This is a genomic window from Pseudomonas sp. NY15372 (genome assembly GCF_048068215.1).
GTDB lineage: Bacteria > Pseudomonadota > Gammaproteobacteria > Pseudomonadales > Pseudomonadaceae > Aquipseudomonas > Aquipseudomonas guariconensis_A.
Genome location: NZ_JBLUPY010000116.1, coordinates 1 through 249 on the forward strand (window position 1 = coordinate 1; position 249 = coordinate 249).

The 249-nt window shown below is 52.6% G+C and carries 2 tRNA genes; both read right to left on the reverse strand.

Annotated features, from left to right (window positions below):
- Window positions 1–19 precede the first annotated feature (19 nt).
- Window positions 20–96: transfer RNA gene (locus tag ACNFG0_RS22940), tRNA-Arg, on the reverse strand.
- A 74-nt stretch (window positions 97–170) separates the two neighbouring features.
- Window positions 171–247 (reverse strand) — tRNA-Arg (locus tag ACNFG0_RS22945).
- Window positions 248–249: the final 2 nt, after the last annotated feature.

Consider the following 249-nt stretch of genomic DNA (forward strand, 5'->3'; position numbering starts at 1 on the left):
TTGAGCGGGCTTTTTGGTGTGGCGGACTCAGGAGGATTCGAACCTCCGACCGCTCGGTTCGTAGCCGAGTACTCTATCCAGCTGAGCTATGAGTCCGTAGGTGGTATTTTTTAGACCAGATTACCACTGGTTGATGAAGCTGCCTTGATCAACAAAACCGCCTCATTAAATGGCGGACTCAGGAGGATTCGAACCTCCGACCGCTCGGTTCGTAGCCGAGTACTCTATCCAGCTGAGCTATGAGTCCGT